We start from the raw sequence: 17,899 nt of genomic DNA on the forward strand, positions 1-17,899 counted from the left end.
TCCTCGCTCGTGTTTCAGTCGCTCGTCTGAGACTCGTCACGCCGCTGCTGTGCCGAGCGGCGCTGATCCCTGTCGGCAGTTCCACCGGTACGGCCGGTTTCACCGCTCGGGGCCTGACTGTTGCCCACCGCGCCGCGACCGAGCCCCGCGCCGCTGGAATCGGCGCCCTTCGCAGAGTTGCGGGGCGCACCGATGACGCCCTCGGGGTTGCCGGCCGAACGCAGCACCCCCTGACCCGTGCCGGGGTTCGTCTTCGCCGTGGGGGCGCCGACGACTCCTCGCTGACCGATGGTGCCCTTCGACGGCGTGGAGGAGGTCGGCTCCTCGGCGCCGACGACCATACCGCGCGGGACACGGGGATTGGTCGTCCCACCGGACGTGCGGCCCGTGACGGGCTTGCCGCCCACGACACCGTTGCGCGCCGGAGTGGCAGGACCAGTCGCTCCGGTACGTCCGCCGGGCGTGCTGGTGGTCTTCGGGGTTCCGCCGGTGACGGAGCGCCCCATCGGCGCCCGCCCGGACTGGACGGGTCCCCGAGCACCGGGCTGACCCGTCGGCGTCCGTCCCATCGCACGGGCGGCCTGACCCATCGGTCCCTGAGGTGTTCGACCACCGGGGACGGAACGTCCGGCCTGGCCGATCGGTCCCTGGGGCGTTCGACCGCCGGGGACGGAACGTCCTGCCTGGCTCATCGGTCCCTGCGGAGCACGGCCGCCGGCGACGGTACGTCCCACCGGCCCCTGCGGCACTCGGCCACTTCCGGTGCCCGAAGGGCCGGTGCGTCCCTGCGCGGTCACGGGAGGCCGGCCGGCCGGCCCGTAACCGGGGGTACGACCTGTCGGCGTGACGGGAGGCGTCATCGGCCCCGGGGGCACCGGGGGCGTCTGCCAGCCGCCTCCGCCGGTCGTCGGCAGGGTCGGCGTCTGAGGAGTGGGCGGTGACGCGGGCACCTGGGGAGGCAGGGTGGTCGTGGTGTTGATTTCCGTGCCGACATCGTGGCCGGAAGGCCCGGTGGGCTCGTGGACTTCCCTGATGGGCGGCACATGCGGCACGTGTCCGTTGGCCTCTGTCCCGTTCGGCGTAGCCGTATGGGCGTGGCCTCCCCCGACATCGCCGCGCACCGCGGTACTTGGCGTCGAAGCCGCCGCCGACGCCCCGGAACCATAATGCTGTTTACGGTCGTCAACAAAAGTCGCCGGTGGCACCCCGACGTCCGTGATCGGCTTGAGCGGCTCCGGCTCCTTCTGCTTGCTCAGGTCCGTCGCCGCGACCTTGTAGTACGAGGCCAACCGGTTCATCTGGTTGATGGCCTCTTGCCGGTTCTTCTCCGCCTTCACCGCGGCCGCATAGTCCGGGTTGCTGTCGACCTGCTTGGCCTTGGGCAGCTCGGTGGGCCGCTTCTGCTCGTCCGCCGGCCGGGTGTCCCTGGGCGGCATGGCGGTGCGGGCGGAGGCGAGACCGGTGGCCGCCACGGAGATGTGCGTGCCGGCCTCGTCGGCGTAGCCCGCGAGCCCGTTGGTGTACTGGATGAGCAGTCGCGTCCAGTCGTGGAAGGAGTCGGCGCCCTCGCCCTTCCAGTCGACCTTGAGGTGCTGCTCCAGGTCCGTCGCGGCCTTGCGGATGGCCTTGCCGGCGTCGAACAGGGACTTGCTGGTCGACTCGAGGTGCTCGGGATTGGCATGCTCGACCAGGTCGATCATGTCGTTGAGGTCGTGATCCTCGAAGTTCGTCGATCCGACCAGGTTGACCCGGACACCACCGCCGAAGAACGGCATGTGGGCCAGCATGCCCTGCGCGGTCGTGATCGGCGCGACCTGCTCGCCGACCTCCTTGTCGACCTGCTGCGCAGCGGACTTGTACTCGGGTTTCTGCTTCCAGTCGTCGCTCACGAGAGGTCCCGCTTCCCCGTCGACTTGTTGTCGCCCTTGTGCTCCGCTCCCGGCTTGTCGGCGGGAGCGGCCTTCTTCACGTCCTCCCGGTACTGCGCGTCGAGGTGCGCCCGAATCTGCCAGAACCGGCGTTGGACTTCGTCATCGCTGCCGTCGTACGTGGCATCGGCCGCGTGCGAGGCCAGCTTCAGGGCCTCGATGTGCATTCCCAGGGTCTTGGAGAGGTGAGTGAGGCGCGTGTGGACCGTCTCGTACGCCGTGTGCAGGTCGCCCGCCTCGTCGAACGGGGCGTTCGTGCCTCCGAACGACCCCCGGCTGAGCGATTGTTGCGCGAGCTTGGACGGGCTTCCGTGCCCGTCCTCGAAGTCGGTCAGCGCATTGTCGAGTTTGCCCTTGAACTCCTTCAGCGCATCGATGCCGCGCCTCAGATCCGAGCCGCCACCGTCGCCCACCGCGACCCCTTCCCCGTCTCCCCGTTGGTCCAGCCGGAAGGACCGGGCGGCACACGGCCGGACCCCGGGTCCATCCCCGACCACTGTAGTCACTGTGTAAATCGCGGCCAACTGAACTCTTCGACAGTTCAGTTGCAATGCTGTCCCGAAGTGACCGACTCACAGCTGGCAGAGATCAACAAGACGGTCAATAACGACAGAAGGGGCCCGACATCTGCGCAGAAGCTTCACATGCGCGGGGTGGATCCAGGGGCCGGAGGAGCCTGGGCGAGAACTTTGCAACCACAAAACCTCCCCCTGGGCTGCCGGTCCGTCGTCGCCGAGCAGGTCACGCCCGACCCTCCCGGCAGCCCCGCCAGGACGGCCTTTCCAGCGGGTCGGCAAACCCCCTCCGCCGAATTTTCACGCCCGACAGATCGCACATAGCAGACATGGCGCAAATTTTCCTCAGCATTGGTTGCTAGTTTGACCTGGCACCGGACTAATCATGGGGGAAGGGGCCGTTCCATGGCATGGGACGAATGGGAACAGCTCAAGGCGGACGCTGCCCAGGGGCAGTCGGCACACATGCAGCTCAACCACGTCGACCCGGGCGGGGGCGCGTACGGCTCCACTTACCTGCCGAGCAAGACCGGTGATCTGAAGGTCGGCCACAAGGACCTGGAGAAGATCGGCGGCGCCGCCCACCACCTCTACAACCAGCTCTGGGACAAGGCCCGCGTGGCGACCCCCAGCAGCGATTCCGCGGCCGGCGACCTCTCCAAGCAGGGCTTCGCCCTCGGCGCCGGCCTCCAGCACGTCTCGGACCGCTGGGAAGAGCAGCTGAAGTCCCTGATGGACGCCTGCGCCCAGATCTCCAACCACATGCAGACCACCAAGGCCGTGCACGCGAACGACGAGCACTACATCCAGCGGCAGATGAGCAGCATCGACGCGCTGGACGACGGGTTCGACGAGCAGGTCGGGGCGCCGGGCAAGAAGAACGACTACGGGGACGACGGCAAGGGCAAGGGCAAGAAGAAGGAGTAGCGGCGACGGGTTGTCGACGACGCAGACGATCACACCATCGGCACCGCTACCCCCGGGGACGACCACCAATGGACTTCAACGCCCTTTACCACGCCAACTTCAAACTCCTCGACGACGCCGTCACCGACTGGTCGACGCTCGTGAAGCACCTGGTGGACCTGAAGAAGGACGCCGAGGACGACCTGCACAAGGCCGCTGTCAAGGCCGACTGGGCCGGTGTGAACGCCCAGGTGTCCAAGCAGTTCATAGGCAAGACGGCCGGTGAGTTCGGCGACGCGCACACGCAGGCGACCACCATCCACAACATCCTGCGTGACACCCGGGACGAGCTGAAGTCGTTCCATCAGCAGCTGACGGACGCGGTCTCGCGCGGGCAGAAGAAGAACCTGACCGTCGTCGACGCGGGCGGCGGCAAGTTCAGTGTCATGGGCAACACGCGGCCCGACTGGAGCTCCGACCCCAGCGGCAAGACGAGCGCGACGAACCAGAAGGACGTCGACGACCTCCGCGACGAGATCCAGGGCATCCTGAGCAAGGCCACCGAGAGCGACAACACGGCCAAGGACGTCCTCACGGCGATCGTCGACCAGACCCGGATGGGCTTCTCCGACGCCAGCTACAAGGACCGCGACACGGCGGCGGATGCCGTCAAGGAGGCCGACGAGCTGGCCAAGCTCGCCAAGAAGGACCCCGACGACCTGTCGGTGAAGGACTTCGACCGGCTCAACGCGGGGCTGAAGAAGTACCACGACGACCCGTTGTTCTCGGAGCGGTTCGCCAAGGACCTCGGGCCGGAGAAGACCCTGTCGTTCTGGGCCAATGTGAGCGATCCCATGGTGACGCCGGACCTGACGCACGAGCGGCGCGAGCAGCTGGGCGAGCTCCAGAAGAACCTCGGCCTCACCCTCGCCACCGCCAGCCAGAGCGACACCGCCGACATGACCGAGTGGAAGCGCCACATGGTCGAGATCGGCGATGAGTCGGTGCAGGGCAAGCGCGGCAACGTCCTGGGCTTCCAGGTCATGAGCAACCTCATGCGGGTCGGCGACTACGACGACGACTTCATGAAGCAGTACGGCAAGAGCCTCATGGAGACCGAGCGGAAGTTCACGAGCGACGGCAAGCACACGGCCTGGCAGCGGCTCGGCTTCGACCCGTACCTCAACCACATGGCGGGCGACTCCGGCTTCGATCCCCTGTCGGGCTATCTCAAGGGCCTCTCGAACAACCCCGGCGCCGCGACCGACTTCTTCAACGACGACTTCATCCCGAAGGACGGCGACCACAAGGAAGCCGTGTCCAACTTCAAGTACCTCTTCGAGGACCGCCACTGGCCGCACGAGAGCAACAGCGATCTCAGCCAGGGCGAGAGTACGGACGGCCGCAACAACCTCGCGTCGGCCCTGGAGGCCGCCGCCACCGGACATCCCGCGGGTGAGCTGCCCACCGGTGACACGCCCGCTCACACTCCGGGGCAGGCCAAGCTGTTCGAGAACATCGTGTCGTCGATCTCGGACGACAACGGGCGTATCACGGACCACAGTTACATGTCGGACAGCATGGGGCAGATCGCCTCCGAGTACCTTCCGGACATCGACCGCGCCACCACCGACGTGGACCGGCACCCGGGCGAGCACGACGCGGCCGGCCAAGCGGCATGGGAGCGTCTCCAGAAGCTGTACCCCGTCCAGGGCACGGCCGCCGACATGAACCACAGCGATGTCTCGCGGTTCCTCTTCGCGGTCGGCCAGGACCCGCACGGCTACGCCGCCGTCGAGGTGGGCCAGAAGAACTACATGGGCAAGCTCCTGGAGTACCACCTGAATCCTGACCTGCCGGCGGACCAGCGGCCCGACCACGACATGGAGCTCACCGTCCGGGACATCGCACGCCACTCCGGCCAGGTCTCCGGAACCCTGGCGATGGGGCGCAACGAGGCGGTCGCCGGCCCGGCCGACCTCAAGGACAAGGACTTCGACCACTCGGTGGCCCAGTGGAAGAACTTCCTGTCCGGCACCGTGGGGACCGGTGTCGGTGTCGGGACCTCGTTCATCGCCTCCCCGGCGGTGGGGGCCGGCGTCGGTGGCGCCGCCGGAACCGCGACCAGCATGATGCTGGAGGAGCTCTTCAAGGACGCCGAAGGCAGCGCGAAGGACGATGCCGGTGCCAAGATCGGCAAGGACTGGGAGAACGGCAACCAGGCCAACATGAAGTACACGAGTGCGGCCGCCTACAACGCGGCGAAGCAGTATCACCTCAGTGGTGACGTCGCCACCTGGGCGGAGCAGTCCTCTTCCCAGGGCTTCCTGGAAGGCGGCGGCTACATGGAGCGGGTCGGCGCCGAACTCGTCACGGACATCTGATGTCCGGATCGGTCCGGACGAAGGAGGTTGGGAATTCGATGGCTCGGCGAGCTTTGGCGGCCACCGCCGCACTCGTGGTGGTGGGCCTGGTCGCGGGCTGCTCGGGGTCCGACGCCAAGAAGGAGTACGACGTCCCCAGGGCGTACTGCGGCGTCTCGCTGGACCCCGAGCTGACCTCCCCGTTCCTCCCCGCCGGAAAGAAGATCAAGGTCGGTCAGTCGCGTCCCGTGCCGTCCAGGGAGAACTGCCGTGCGGACGTCGACGGCCACTGGGCGCTGATGCTGAACCTGGAGTGGTGGAAGGAGGACGTGTCCAGCACGCTGGTCGCGTCCGGCAACCCGCAGTTGAGGAAGACCGAGCTGTCTCCCGACGGCGGCTTCTACAGCGGCACGGGCGCCGTCGTTCCGGTCGAGGGCTGCCGGAACCCCGGCCACGCCGAGCAGCTGCTGTACACCTCCGTACAGGTCAGCGATCCGGACCTCGGTGACACCGCCGCCATGAAGAAGCTGGCGACCGCGTTCACCCAGGCCGTCGCCAAGAGCGGTGAATGCTCCTGAGGCGGTCTCCGCGGTCTTCCTCGCGCTGCTGAGTGGGTGCGGTGGCGGGGGCTCCGAAGAACCCGCCTCTCTCACCGCCCGTCAGGCCGAGGCGGGCCAGGCCATCGCCACCCGGTGGGAGACCATCGAGGACTCCACCGACGACATCGACTGCAAAGCGGCTCACGAAGCGGCCAAGGCCCACCACGCCCGCTTCGCCGAAAGATAGACACCACCTGGGTCAGCGAAGGAACGGCCACCGGCTTCAACGACGCCACCACCGACATCCATGCGATGGCCGAGGACATAGCTACCGAGACCCCGGAATGAGCCGGGACCGGCCGGGCGCGCTCTCACTCACCGCGTTGGAAGGCGATATGCACGACATCTCCGAGGGCGGGATCCGTTCCGCGGTTTCTCTTCTGGGGGCGGCGCTGCTGGTCGGTCTGACGGCTTCCTGCTCGTCGCCGGCGCCGGCGCGCGAGTACGCCGTGCCCGGCGATGTGTGCGGCACCGACGTGGCCCGCTCCGTGCTGGAGCCGCTGCTGCCGGCCGGGCAGAAGATCAGCGCCGAAGCGTCCTCGGCGGTCGGCGTCGAACGCTGCCGGATTTCCGTGGACGGGGAGATCGTCTTCTCCAGCGCCGTGGAGAAGCACGATGCGAACACCACCGCGAACGACGTGGCGTCCTCCGCACACGGTGTGGATCCGGCCGATGCGAGTGCCAACGGCGGCCACGTCGTCTACTCGAAGACGGGAGCCGTCGGCCTCGTCGAGTGCCCGGCGTCCACCTCGGCGGACAGCAGCCTCTGGGCCACGGTGCGGACCTCGCACGAGGTGAAGGCGTCGGCCATGCGCGCCTTCGTCGAAGGGTACGCGGCTGCCGTGGCCGAGAGTGACGCCTGCCGGGACCTCACCGCCCGCTGAAGCGCCGTCTCGCCGTCCCGGACCTCACGTACGGCTTTCCAGTGCCCGGCGCCTGCGCCGGGCGTCGCGCAGTGCCACCGCTCCCCCGCTCAGGCCCGCCACCAGCACCGCCACGGCCACGGCCACGTACGTGGCGAAGCGGGCCGTGCGTTCCTGAGGGGTCTCGCCGAGGGTGAGTTCGGCAGGGGTGGGCGCCTCCGCGTGGGTGAGGCCCGCGTCGGGGCGGGGGGTCTCGATCGGGTGGTCGTCCTCCGTGAGGGCGCGGACCGGGTCCACCACTCCCCAGCCGACCAGGCGGTCGCGGCCGGGGATGGAGCGTTCGGCGGTCTGTTCGATCTGGGCCGCGATCTGGCGGGGTGTCCACTTGGGGTGCTTGGCCTTGACCAGCGCGGCCACACCGGCCACGTACGGCGCGGAGAAGCTCGTGCCGTTGTCCGAGCAGTGGCCGCCCTTCGGGACCGTGGAGATCATGTCGACGCCGGGCGCCGCGACGCCGACGAAGTCGCCCGGCTGGGAGAAGGCCGCGCGTTCGTTGTTGCGGTCGGAGGCGGCCACGGCGAGGACGCCCTCGTAGGACGCGGGGTAGGTCTTCTTCGAGTTGCCGTCCAGGCCGTCGTTGCCCGCCGAGGCGACCACGACGATGTCGGCCGCCAGTGCGTCCTCGACCGCCCTGTGCAGGTCTTCGTCCGGAGCGGCTCCGGTCGTGTCCTGCGAGATGTTGATGACGTCGGCCTTCTCCTTGATCGCGTGCCGGATGGCCGTCACGAGGGAGGCGGCAGTGCCGTGGCCTTCCGCGTCGTTCTGCTTGATCGGGATGATGGTGGCCTCGGGGGCGAGGCCGACGAAGCCCGTGCCCTCCATGGGGCGGGCCGCGATGATGCCCGCCACCCGCGTGCCGTGGCCGACCGTGTCGGTCGTGCCCTTCTCGTTGCCGCGGTCCTCGATGGGCTGCCCCTTCTTGTCCTTCTTCGGCAGGAAGTTGGCGCCCAGGGACGGATTCACGGCGGCGGTGAGCTGCGGGTTGGACGTGTCGACGCCCGTGTCGATGACGGCGACCTTCATGCCCTTGCCCTTCGACTCGCCCCACAGCTCATCGAGGTTGACGCGTTGCAGGGCCCAGGGCGTGCCGCTGTACTTGTGGTTCGTCTTGGAGAACGTGCACTGGTCGGCGCCCGGGTCCGCCGTGGCGGCCGGCGCCGCCAGCAGGGTGGCGGCCATGGCCGCGGCCGTCACCAGGGTCGTGCGGCGGAGTGCGGGCGTCGTCCTCTCGGCCTTCGGAAGCATCGTCGTACCCCTCAGGAGCCCTGCGGCTGGCGGGCCGCGGCGGTCGACAGGCGGGGGCCGGTCGGCAGGAACTCCGACCAGGGCGCGGGGATGGGGGCGGGGCTGACGTCGGCGTAGCCGAGGCGGGTCTGCGCCAGCTTGGCCTCCTGCTGGAGCGCCTTGCGCTTGTCGGCCGACATGCCGATGCCCTTGTCGTCGCCGGCGCTGTCGTCGTTGGACTGAAGGGCGTAGCGCAGGCCGGTGTCGGTGACCAGGAACACGCCGCCGACCGTGGTCTTGGTGCCCTGGAACTGGCGGTAGAGCTGGCCGGAGCCGGCGGTGACGTACGCGCTGGAGGAGCCGGTGGGCAGGACGGCCGGGAAGTCGGTGCCGGCCCAGGTGCTCAGCGTGGTGTCGCCGTTGTCGGGGTCGACGTGGTTCAGGACGTTGCAGACGGTGTTGCGGCTGCCCTCCGCCGTGGAGGGGCTGTTGACCGCCTTGGGCTTCTCGGTGGGCCACTTGTGGTCCGCGGCGAACGGCTCGCCCCGGGTGATGGCGCCCGCGCTGACCTCGAGGGCGTGCCCGGCCTGGCCGAGCTTCACGAGGTCCTCACTGGTCAGGAGGAGCTGGGCGACGAAGTCGGAGACGGGGGCGACCCGGCCGGGCAGTACGACGAAGTACTGCTCCTGGCCGTTGACCGGCGCCCGGAGCACCATGCCGACACGGTTGGCCTGTTCGTCGAGCTGGCCGGGGGCGTTGGCGGCGGCGGCCGGGACACCGGTGACCGGCGGGAAGCTGATCTCGTCGCCCTGGTGCAGGGTCTCGATCCACTCCTTGGTCACCTGCTGCGGGGTGCTGTCGGCGCCCACGAGGGTCTGGAGCAGCAGGGTGTCGCCGGCGTCCACCGGGTAGGCCCGGCCGTCCGCGCCGACCACGTACCGCTTCTTGTCCGGGGTGGCGACGTAGAGGAGTTCACCGCCGTGCAGCTTCTCCTTGGTGCCCTTGAGCTTGTCCTGGTCGCGCTGGGCGAGGACGAACGCGGCCTTCTGGATGGAGCTGCCGCTGCCGCTCGGGCGCTCGCACACGGCCCACTCCTTGGCGGCGCCGGCCTCCTTGCCGGAGGGCAGCCGGTCGGGGGCGTAGGGGATGCCGATGGTGACGCCGTGCGGGATCTTGCCGTTGTCGAGGATCGACTCGTCGACGGTGACGACGTCGACGTCGCTCTGGGTGTCGAGGACGAGCTTGGCCGACGCCATGTTGAGCACCGGGTGGAGCTGGACCTTCTTCTTCGTCTCCAGCACGACGTACCGGGTGGTGGACTTGCTGGCGATGATCACCTTCTGGCCCGGCTTGTCCCAGCCCTGCGGTGCCGTCGGCTTGAACATGCCCCAGGCGCCGAAGGCGGCCAGCACGATCACGCCGGCGATCGCACTGGGCAGGATCGCGCGCAGCGGCCGGGGCGCCCCCTCGTCGGAGCCATCCGGTGACGACTGCACGAACGACGCGAGCATGCGGCGCTTCGCGAAGGTGTAGGCGTTGAGTTGGTCCCGCCGAGATGCCATCTGTGCCTGTTTCTCCCCGTGACTCACGCGGAGCGCGCCCGGGGACTCACGCTCCCCCGCCCTCCGTTGTCGGACCCGGCCCCTACTATGCCTGGTACGGAGCGGGTCTCGTGGAGCGGGTAGGGTACCTGGGCCCTCAAGGGCCTTGTTCAGTGGCCTGGTTCCAGCGAGTTGTGAGCAAATCGGGGGGATGGAGTGATGGCTTCCGGAGCGCGGACGCGAGCGCGCGGCCGGTCGGCGGCTCGAGGCGGCGCGGACGGGTCCGGGACGCCGCCGCGCGGAAGGTCCGCCCGGCGCGGCGGCGAGCGGCAGCAGGTCGCGCTCGCTCTCAGGCAGCGGCCGGGCCACGCCGGCTCGTTCCGTTTGCAACGGCTCGTGCTGGTGGAGCTGGCGGCAGCGGTGCTGCTGGTCGGCTGGGCCTTCGGCATGGCGGCCCTGGTGCCGGCCGCGGTGGTCGCGCTGGTGCTGGTCCTGCTGGCCTTCGTGCGGCGGCGGGGCAGGTCCCTGCCCGAGTGGCTGGGCACGGCAAGGGAGTTGCGGGCGCGGCAGAAGCGGGCCGCGAGCACCCCGATACCGCCGGGCACCGAGCCCGGACTGGTCCCGGCGGTGGAATGCGAGCCCGCCCTGCGCACGTACTCCTACGGCGCGCGTGACCGGCGCCCGGTCGGCATCGTCGGGGACGGCACCTTCGTCACGGCCGTGCTCCAGGTGGAGGCCGACGCGACCGCCCTGCGGGCCGAGCGCAGCCGGCAGCCGCTCCCGCTGGGCCTGGTGCGGGACGCGCTGGAGGTGGACGGCATCCGCCTGGAGTCGGCCCAGATCGTGCTGCACACGCAGCCGGCGCCCGCGCTGCACCTGCCCCAGCAGTCCGTGGCCGTCGCCAACTACCTTCCGCTCCAGGAGCAGACCGGCGCCCCGGCGGTGCGCATCACCTGGATCGCGCTGAAGCTCGACCCCGAACTGTGCACGGAGGCCGTGGCCGCGCGCGGCGGCGGGCCGACCGGTGCGCAGAAGTGCGTCGTCCGGGCCGCGGACCATCTGGCGAGCCGGCTGACCGGCGCCGGGTTCCGTGCTCGGGTGCTGGACGAGGAGGAGCTGGTCGCCGCCCTCGCCACCTCGGCCTGCGCCAATCCGCTGGTCACCGCCGAGGCGGGGCGCAGCGAGACCCGGGAGCGGCGTACGGAGGAGTCCGGGCGCAGCTGGCGCTGTGACAACCGGCGGCACACGACGTACTGGGTGCGCCGCTGGCCCCAGCTGGGCGGCGACCGGGGCGAGTCCCTGCCGCAGTTCGTCGCCGGGGTCACGGCGATACCGGCCCTGGCGACCACTTTCAGTCTGACGCTCGCGCGCGGGGAGCGGCAGGAGGTGTCGCTGTGCGGGCACCTGCGGGTGACCGGCCGCAGCGACGACGAACTCGTGGCGGCGCGGCGCGCGTTGGAGGGCGCGGCCCGGCGGTCCGGGGCCGGCCTGGCCAGGCTCGACCGTGAGCAGCTGCCCGGCATGCTGGCGACTCTGCCCCTCGGAGGTGCGCGATGACGACGACAGGGACGACCGCCCCGGCGCCGGGTGCTGCCGCGCGCGGGGCGCAGGAGCCGTCCGGGCTGCGGCGGACGGCCGACCGGCTGCGGCACGGGCTCGGTCTGCTCGGCCCCCGGCACGGCCGGCACGGGCTGTCGGCGCAGCAACTGGACGCGCTCGCCCTGCCCATCGGGGACGACGGGGTGGTGGCCGGTGTCGACGCCGAGGGCCAGCCGGCCGTGCTGGGCATCAACCGGCCCACGCCGTATGACGTCATCCTGATCGGCGGGCTGTGGACCGCCCAGGTGCTGGCGCTGCGCTCGGCCGCCACCGGCGCCCGGGTCGCCGTGGAGACCGGCCGGCCGCAGGCATGGATGCAGATGGTGCATGCCATGGGCGGCGGGCAGAACGGGCTGTCCGTGTACGACGTGGGCCGGGTCCCGCCGCAGGGCGCCTCCGCCGGTACGCCGGTGCTCGTGGTGCGGGACTGCGGTATGCGGCCCCCGCGCGGCCGGGTGGTGTCCGGGCCCTGGCAGTCGGTGCTGACCCTGCTGCCGTATCTCAGCCCCGTGGCGCCCCGTCTGCTGCGGCAGGCGCGGCTCGCCGGCATCCAGCGGGTCTCGCCGGACGAGGCGGCCGAACTGGGGCGCACGATGGGGCTGTCGCGGACCGAGGTGGAGTCGCTGCCGGCGCTGCCCGACGGCGTCACCCTGTGGTGCACCGACCGTGACCGGCAGTACGTGCTGACGCAACCCACCGATGCCGAGATCGGATTGTTGGGCACGCCTCGACGGATGGACTGAACTGCCCTTGTCTGTCCCTTTTGTTCGGGGGTGGCGTATGCGGTTCCCCGGCCGTGGCGGAGTTCTCCGGGCGTGCGGTGACCTGGTGGTCGGGTGCGGAGAGGTGGGCGGGCCTGCCGAGGTGTGGCTCATGGTGATTAGGCTGGGAGCGGGCGCGATGGCAGGACCCGTGGACCGGGCGTCGGTGTCCGGGGGGAGATCCGGTGAATCGGACTGCCCCGAACGACTACGGACGACTCGTACGACACGACATGGTCGCCCCGGCACGGCATGAGGGTGCTCGACCACACCAGGAGGAACTGTGAGCAGCGATCGGGACGGGATGCGCGGGGGCTGGGACACACCCGGCGATGACCAGCCCGACGCGGAGGCCGTCGAGACCACCGGCGAGTTCACCATCGACTACGCTCCCCCCGCCTGGTACACGCAGAACGCGTCCGGCACGTCGGGTGGCTCCGGCACCCCGGCCGGCTCCGGCGGGGTGAGCGGTTTCGGCGCGTCGAGCGGCTCCGGTGCCGCCGGTGACCCTGGCGCTCCGGCCGCCTCCGGGGTGCCGTCGTTCCCGACGGCCTCGCCGGTTCCGGGTCCGACACCGCCGCCGGCCGCCCAGCCTGCGGGCACCCCTCCGCAGGGCACTCCGTTCACACCGCCGCAGGGCACTCCGTTCGCCGCGCCGCAGGGGGGCGGCTACGCGCCGCCCGCGCCCGCGCAGGGTCCTTCGTTCACCCCGCCGCAGGGCACGCCCTACGCTCCGCCCACGCCCGCGGGAGGCACGCCCTACGCTCCCCCCGCACCTGCGGGCAGCACGCCTTACCCCGCGCCTGCGGGAAGCACGCCTTACGCCCCTCCCGCGCCCGCGGGAAGCGAGCCCTACGCTCCCCCCGCCCCCGCGGAGGGTGCGTCCTACGCCCCGGCGGCGCAGCCCACGCCGCCGGCCGGCAGCCCCGTTCCGGTGCCGCTGCCCCAGGGCTTCGAGCCGCAGCAGCCTCGGCCCGACCGGCAGGAGTCGCCGGCCGCGTCCGCCGCGGTCGGGCCGGAGACGGACAACGGTGACCTGGAGAGCGGGGCCACCATGCGGTTCTCCGCCGTCGCCCTGAAGCGCCAGATGGCCGAGATCGCCGAGCGCGCGGCGGCCCTCGGGAAGCCGGACGAGTCCACGGGCGGAGGCTCGGCGGAGAGCCCGGCTTCGGTGGGCCAGGACGCCACCGGGGCCGCCTCCGGCGCCGAGGACTCCGCCGGCACCTCGGACACCGCCGCGGCCACGGGCCCGGCCGAGACCTCGGACGCCTCCGCCGCCATGGGCCCCGCCGGGACCTCGGACGCCTCCGCCGCCATGGGTCCCGCCGGTGCTCCCGACACCCCTGAGGCCGAGGGCTCCGCCGAGGGTGCGGGCGCCGGGGGCTCCGGTGACGAGGACGGCACGCACGAGGACGCCGCACTGAAGGGCGCCGTGCAGGAGGACGCCGTCGCGGAGGGGTCCGCCGTCGCCGAGGATGCCGCCTCCGGCGGGACCGCGCAGCGGGGTGAGAGCGGCCAGGACGACGCGGCCGAGGGCTCGTCCGCCGCGGGTGCCGGGGAGCCGACCGCCGAGGGGCCCGCTGCGGAGCCGACCGCCGAAGGGTCCGCTGCGGAGGACGCCGGGGACTCGGGCGTCACCGAGAACTCCGCCGTCGAGGGGGGCGCCGCCGAGACGGGTGCCGCCGAGGAAGGCGCGGCCGACGCCGTACGTCCCGATGCTCCGGAGGGCTCCGCCGACGCCGCGCGATCCGACGCACCGCAGCCCTCGGAGGCGGTGGCAGCGGACGCCGTCGCTGCGGGCGCGGTGGCTCCGGGCGGCACGCCCGGGCAGGGCGCGCCGCAGGACGCCACCCCGGACGATGCCGCTCCGGCTGACGGCGTCTCGGACACCACCGCCCCGCAGGCCGCCGCCCAGCACACGCACGCCCAGCAGACGGGCACCCCGCACACGGATGCCCCGCAGCCCGCCGTGCCCCACGCGGACGCCCAGCAGACCGGCGTCCCGCAGCCCGCCGTGCCCCACGCGGACGCCCAGCAGACCGGCACCCCGCAGACCGCCACACCCCACGCGGACGCCCAGCAGACCGGCACCCCGCAGACCGCCACACCCCACGCGGACGCCCAGCAGACCGGCATCCCCCAGCCCGGCGGCTACGGCTTCCCCCAGCCCGCCATGCCCCACCCCGGCGCCCCGGAGCCCGGCGCCCAGCAGGCCGGCGCCCCTCAGGCCGGTCCCGGTGCCCCGCACTCCGCCGTGCCGCCCGTTCCCCCGGGCCCTCAGGGTGCCCAGCCCGGCTGGACCCCGCCGCCCGCGCCGCAGACCGGGATGCCCCCGCTGCCGCCGTCGTATCAGCCTGCCGCCCCGGCTCCCGCGGCCCAGTGGCCCGGGCAGCCCGCGGCGCAGCAGGGTGCCCCGCAGCAGCCCGGACCGATGCCCGGTGAGCAGCCGCAGCCGGCGCCCGGCCAGGGCCCGGCAGGCGTACCCGGCCAGCAGCCGCCGTTCCAGCCGCAGGCGCCGCAGCCCGCACCCGCCGCGTGGAACCAGCCCAGCCAGCCCAACCAGCCGAGCCAGGCCACCGCGCCGACGGCTGGCCAGCAGCCGGCCCCCAACGGCCCCACTGCGCCCGGCGGTTACGGATTCCCGCAGCCCGGCGCGCCCAGCCACTCCCAGCCCGGCGTACCGAGCCACCCCCAGCCCGGTGCGCCCAGCCATTCCCAGCCCAGCGCGCCCAACCCTCCGGCACAGCCCGGCGGCTACGGGTTCCCCCAGCCCCCGGCGCCCCAGCCGAACCCCAACGGGCCCACCCCGCCGAGCGGTTACGGCTTCCCGCAGCCGGGGGTTCCCAACCCGCAGCCCCAGGCCGGGGGTTACGGCTTCCCCCAGGCCCCGCAGAGCCCGGGCGGCGGCGCCCCCGGCGGCGCTCCCGAGGCGTCCCAGGCTCCGCAGGCCCCGGTCGATCCCCGCTCCGGTGCCGCGTGGCCGCAGCCCGTGCAGCACGACCAGCGGCAGCCGACCAACCCCGCTGCCGCGCCGCTCGGTTACACGGCCGCCGTGGAGCTGTCCGCGGACCGGCTGCTCAACAACAAGAGGCAGAAGCCGAAGAGCGGGCGCCCCACCGCGGCGAGCGGCCGGTTCAAGCTCGGCGGCAAGAAGGAGGAGGCCGAGCGGCAGCGCAAGCTGGAGCTGATCCGCACGCCGGTGCTGTCCTGCTACCGGATAGCGGTCATCAGCCTCAAGGGCGGTGTCGGCAAGACGACCACGACGACCGCGCTCGGCTCCACCCTGGCCACCGAACGGCAGGACAAGATCCTCGCGATCGACGCGAACCCGGACGCCGGTACGCTCGGCCGACGGGTGCGCCGGGAGACCGGGGCCACCATCCGCGACCTCGTCCAGGCGATCCCGTACCTCAACTCGTACATGGACATCCGGCGGTTCACCTCCCAGGCGCCCTCCGGGCTGGAGATCATCGCCAACGACGTGGACCCGGCCGTCTCGACCACGTTCAACGACGAGGACTACCGGCGCGCGATCGACGTGCTCGGCCGGCAGTACCCGGTCATCCTGACCGACTCGGGCACCGGTCTGCTGTACAGCGCCATGCGCGGGGTGCTCGACCTCGCCGACCAGCTCATCATCATCTCCACGCCGTCCGTGGACGGTGCGAGCAGCGCCAGTACGACGCTGGACTGGCTGTCCGCGCACGGGTACGCCGACCTGGTGTCCCGGTCGCTCACCGTGATCTCCGGGGTCCGCGAGACCGGCAAGATGATCAAGGTCGAGGACATCGTGTCGCACTTCGAGACCCGGACCCGCGCGGTCGTGGTCGTGCCCTTCGACGAGCATCTGGCAGCCGGTGCCGAGGTCGACCTCGACATGATGCGGCCGAAGACGCGCGAGGCGTACTTCAACCTCGCCGCGCTGGTCGCCGAGGACTTCACCCGTCACCAGCAGGCACATGGCCTGTGGACGAGCGACGGCAACCCGCCGCCGGTGGCCGCCCCGCCGATGCCGGGCCAGCCGATGCCGGGCCAGCCGTACGCTCCGGACCAGCAGCCGTACCCGGCCCAGCAGGGCCAGCCGTACGCTCCGGACCAGCCCTACCCGGCCCAGCCCCACCCGGCCCAGCAGGGCCAGCCGTACCCGGGTCAGCAGTACCCGCAGGCACCGGGCCAGCAGGCCTACCCGCAGGCGGCGCCGGGCCAGGAGCCCCACCCGCAGGCCGTGCCGGGCCAGCAGCCGTATCCGCAGGCGGCGCCCGGCCAGCAGCCGTACCCGCAGCAGCAGGGGCAGCCCCAGCCGGGCCAGCCGCAGCCGGGTGGGCCGCAGGAGCCCGTTCAGCTGTACGGCTACCCGCAGCCGCCGCAGGGGCAGCAGCCGCCGCAGGCCCCGCCCCAGCAGCAGTAGGCCGGCACGGCGAAGGGCGGCCGGTGCTCACCGCACCGGCCGCCCTTCTCCGTGTCTGTGGTTCTCCGCGCTTGCGCGCGCCTGCGCTCGTCGCGCGGGGGCCTACGCCTCGGCGGCGACGATCTCCCGGCAGCGCTTCACGTCCACGGCCATCTGCTCCAGCAGGGCCTCCAGCGTCTCGAACTTCGCCTGGCCGCGCACGTACGCGAGGAAGTCGACGGCGACGTGCAGGCCGTACAGGTCGAGGCCGACGCGGTCGATGGCGTAGGCCTCCACCGTGCGCTCGGTGCCGTCGAACTGCGGGTTGGTGCCGACGGAGATCGCGGCCGGCATGGCCTCGCCCTGGACGTGCAGGTAACCGGCGTACACGCCGTCGGCGGGGATGGCGGTGTGCGGGAGCGTCTCGACGTTGGCCGTCGGGAAGCCCAGTTCCCGGCCGCGCTGGGCGCCGCGGACGACGACGCCCTCGACGCGGTGCGGACGGCCCAGGATCTCGCGGGCGCCCGCGACGTCACCCTCGGCGACCAGGCGGCGGGTCAGCGTGGAGGAGAACGGCTCGCCGCCGCCCGCCTCACCGGTGACGTACAGGTCGACGACCTCGACCTCGAAGTCGTAGACCTTGCCCTGCTCGGTGAGGAACTCGACGTTGCCGGCCGCCTTGTGGCCGAAACGGAAGTTGGGGCCCTCCACGACCGCCTTGGCGTGCAGCTTGTCCACCAGGACCTTCACCACGAACTCGGCGGGCGAGAGCTTCGAGAACTCGGTGGTGAACGGGAGGATCAGCACCGCGTCGACGCCCAGTCCCGCCATCAGTTCGGCACGGCGGTGGTGCGGGGCGAGCAGCGGCGGGTGGCTGCCGGGTCGGACCACCTCGCTGGGGTGCGGGTCGAAGGTGACCACGACGGCCGGGACGCCCAGTTCACGGGCGCGGTCGACGGCGTGCTTGATGATCAGCTGGTGGCCGCGGTGGACGCCGTCGTAGGAACCGATGGTGACGACGCTGCGCCCCCAGTCCTCGGGGATGTCCTCCAAGCCACGCCAGCGCTGCACTGTGACCGCTCCTCGAACCCTTGTCCGTATCTACCTTGACCTTGTTGTGCAGGTCTAAGGGTGCCATGCCGGGTGCTCCGCG

13 protein-coding genes are annotated in these 17,899 nt (G+C 71.8%); 8 read left to right on the forward strand and 5 right to left on the reverse strand.

Translation table 11 applies throughout. The features are described 5' to 3' along the window. Positions 1 to 14: 14 nt before the first annotated feature. On the reverse strand, positions 15 to 1,889 hold the full coding sequence (locus tag JK361_RS26285; protein WP_201822385.1) for a WXG100 family type VII secretion target: 1,875 nt from the start codon (positions 1,887 to 1,889) through the stop codon (positions 15 to 17). Then, entirely contained in the window at positions 1,886 to 2,341 is a 456-nt protein-coding gene (locus tag JK361_RS26290) for a DUF2563 family protein (protein WP_201822386.1), read from the reverse strand. The genes JK361_RS26285 and JK361_RS26290 overlap by 4 nt, the downstream gene beginning before the upstream one ends. A gap of 507 nt (positions 2,342 to 2,848) precedes the next feature. On the opposite strand from JK361_RS26290, the gene JK361_RS26295 reads away from it, so the two are divergent. The 5 genes from JK361_RS26295 to JK361_RS26315 all read left to right on the forward strand — a co-directional run bounded on the left by JK361_RS26295 (position 2,849) and on the right by JK361_RS26315 (position 7,195). Next, a complete protein-coding gene (locus JK361_RS26295) occupies positions 2,849 to 3,370 on the forward strand; it encodes a hypothetical protein (RefSeq protein WP_201822387.1) in 522 nt (173 codons plus the stop codon). Positions 3,371 to 3,438: 68 nt separating this feature from the next. After that, on the forward strand, positions 3,439 to 5,733 hold the full coding sequence (locus tag JK361_RS26300; protein ID WP_201822388.1) for a hypothetical protein: 2,295 nt from the start codon (positions 3,439 to 3,441) through the stop codon (positions 5,731 to 5,733). 38 nt (positions 5,734 to 5,771) lie between these two features. Further along, positions 5,772 to 6,290, forward strand: coding sequence for a hypothetical protein (locus JK361_RS26305; protein WP_201822389.1), 519 nt, complete (start codon positions 5,772 to 5,774; stop codon positions 6,288 to 6,290). Next, complete coding sequence (locus tag JK361_RS26310; RefSeq protein ID WP_201822390.1) at positions 6,277 to 6,498, forward strand: hypothetical protein; 222 nt, start codon at positions 6,277 to 6,279, stop codon at positions 6,496 to 6,498. The genes JK361_RS26305 and JK361_RS26310 overlap by 14 nt, the downstream gene beginning before the upstream one ends. 148 nt (positions 6,499 to 6,646) lie before the next feature. Further along, positions 6,647 to 7,195, forward strand: coding sequence for a hypothetical protein (locus tag JK361_RS26315; RefSeq protein ID WP_201822392.1), 549 nt, complete (start codon positions 6,647 to 6,649; stop codon positions 7,193 to 7,195). Between the two features lie 24 nt (positions 7,196 to 7,219). Here the strand turns inward: JK361_RS26315 and mycP are convergent, their stop codons facing one another. Further along, a complete protein-coding gene (gene mycP / locus JK361_RS26320; protein ID WP_201822393.1) occupies positions 7,220 to 8,479 on the reverse strand; it encodes a type VII secretion-associated serine protease mycosin in 1,260 nt (419 codons plus the stop codon). A gap of 11 nt (positions 8,480 to 8,490) precedes the next feature. Next, the gene (gene eccB / locus JK361_RS26325; protein WP_201822394.1) at positions 8,491 to 10,020 is read right to left on the reverse strand and encodes a type VII secretion protein EccB; all 1,530 of its coding nucleotides are present in this window, start codon (positions 10,018 to 10,020) and stop codon (positions 8,491 to 8,493) included. Positions 10,021 to 10,218: 198 nt separating this feature from the next. On the opposite strand from eccB, the gene eccE reads away from it, so the two are divergent. The 3 genes from eccE to JK361_RS26340 all read left to right on the forward strand — a co-directional run bounded on the left by eccE (position 10,219) and on the right by JK361_RS26340 (position 16,767). Continuing rightward, entirely contained in the window at positions 10,219 to 11,556 is a 1,338-nt protein-coding gene (eccE, locus tag JK361_RS26330) for a type VII secretion protein EccE (protein WP_201822395.1), read from the forward strand. Then, complete coding sequence (locus JK361_RS26335) at positions 11,553 to 12,341, forward strand: hypothetical protein (RefSeq protein ID WP_201822396.1); 789 nt, start codon at positions 11,553 to 11,555, stop codon at positions 12,339 to 12,341. Before eccE ends, JK361_RS26335 begins: the two co-directional genes overlap by 4 nt. A 322-nt stretch (positions 12,342 to 12,663) precedes the next feature. Further along, a complete protein-coding gene (locus JK361_RS26340; protein ID WP_236053625.1) occupies positions 12,664 to 16,767 on the forward strand; it encodes an SCO5717 family growth-regulating ATPase in 4,104 nt (1,367 codons plus the stop codon). 102 nt (positions 16,768 to 16,869) lie between these two features. Here the strand turns inward: JK361_RS26340 and JK361_RS26345 are convergent, their stop codons facing one another. After that, positions 16,870 to 17,817: a bifunctional riboflavin kinase/FAD synthetase gene (locus tag JK361_RS26345; protein ID WP_201822398.1), complete on the reverse strand. Its 948-nt coding sequence runs from the start codon at positions 17,815 to 17,817 to the stop codon at positions 16,870 to 16,872. Positions 17,818 to 17,899: the final 82 nt, after the last annotated feature.

Origin of the sequence: Streptomyces musisoli, assembly GCF_016741855.1 — a bacterium.
Lineage (GTDB): Bacteria > Actinomycetota > Actinomycetes > Streptomycetales > Streptomycetaceae > Streptomyces > Streptomyces musisoli.

Coding starts and splice junctions, on each gene's coding strand:
- mycP (WP_201822393.1), bottom strand. CDS start 8,479: ATGCTTCCGAAGGCCGAGAGGACGACGCCCGCACTCCGCCGCACGACC.
- JK361_RS26305 (WP_201822389.1), top strand. CDS start 5,772: ATGGCTCGGCGAGCTTTGGCGGCCACCGCCGCACTCGTGGTGGTGGGC.
- JK361_RS26295 (WP_201822387.1), top strand. CDS start 2,849: ATGGCATGGGACGAATGGGAACAGCTCAAGGCGGACGCTGCCCAGGGG.
- JK361_RS26335 (WP_201822396.1), top strand. CDS start 11,553: ATGACGACGACAGGGACGACCGCCCCGGCGCCGGGTGCTGCCGCGCGC.
- JK361_RS26315 (WP_201822392.1), top strand. CDS start 6,647: ATGCACGACATCTCCGAGGGCGGGATCCGTTCCGCGGTTTCTCTTCTG.
- eccB (WP_201822394.1), bottom strand. CDS start 10,020: ATGGCATCTCGGCGGGACCAACTCAACGCCTACACCTTCGCGAAGCGC.
- JK361_RS26300 (WP_201822388.1), top strand. CDS start 3,439: ATGGACTTCAACGCCCTTTACCACGCCAACTTCAAACTCCTCGACGAC.
- JK361_RS26340 (WP_236053625.1), top strand. CDS start 12,664: ATGCGCGGGGGCTGGGACACACCCGGCGATGACCAGCCCGACGCGGAG.
- eccE (WP_201822395.1), top strand. CDS start 10,219: ATGGCTTCCGGAGCGCGGACGCGAGCGCGCGGCCGGTCGGCGGCTCGA.